General features: G+C 61.8%; 2 protein-coding genes. One reads left to right on the top strand and one right to left on the bottom strand.

All coding sequences use genetic code 11. From position 1 onward, the window contains the following. A partial coding sequence (locus tag AC1DT3_RS23315) for a LysR family transcriptional regulator (RefSeq protein WP_477467529.1) occupies nt 1-258 on the bottom strand: 258 nt, incomplete at its 3' end. A gap of 96 nt (nt 259-354) precedes the next feature. Here AC1DT3_RS23315 and AC1DT3_RS23310 point away from each other — a divergent pair. Continuing rightward, nucleotides 355-689 (top strand): catalase (locus AC1DT3_RS23310; RefSeq protein WP_477467528.1); only part of this gene is annotated, 335 nt, incomplete at its 3' end.

The following is a 689-nucleotide window of genomic DNA, read 5'->3' as shown; positions in this document are numbered from 1 at the left end:
CTTCAGACGCGCGAAGTCTTGCAGGTCGAGGACGGAAGYGATGATCGACGCCGCTCTCCGGGCCACTTCCTCCCCATCCGCCGTCAAGGAAATGGCGTTGCGCCGGCGCTCGATCAATTGCAGCCCGAGATCCTGTTCGAGGTCCTGGATCTGCATGGACAACGCAGGTTGCGTCACGTGGCAGAGCTTGGCGGCGCGGCCGAAATGGCGCGTCTCGGCGATGGCGGCGAGATAGCGGAGTTGGCGAACGGTGATCATGACGATCAGATAATCTGATGGTGTCAGTCAGGCAATCGAATTAGACTCATTCTAGTCGCTGAGAGAAAGTCGCCCCCTCATAAAAGGGGATTCGCTATGACCAAACCGACCATGACGACCACGGCCGGCGCGCCTATTGCCGACAACCAGAATTCGATCTCCGCGGGTTCGCGCGGCCCTCTGCTGCTGCAGGATTACCAGCTGGTCGAGAAACTCGCCCACCAGAACCGCGAGCGCATCCCCGAGCGCGTCGTCCACGCCAAGGGCTCGGGCGCCTACGGCACGTTCAAAGTCACGCAGGACATTTCCCGTTTCTCGAAGGCGAAACTGTTCTCGCAGATCGGCAAGGAGACGGAGGTCTTTCTGCGTTTCTCCACCGTCGCCGGCGAGCGCGGAGCGGCCGACGCCGAGCGCGACGTGCGCGGTTTCTC

The organism is Microvirga sp. P4_G7, assembly GCF_056401005.1.
This window is presented reverse-complemented; position numbering and strand designations above follow the sequence as displayed.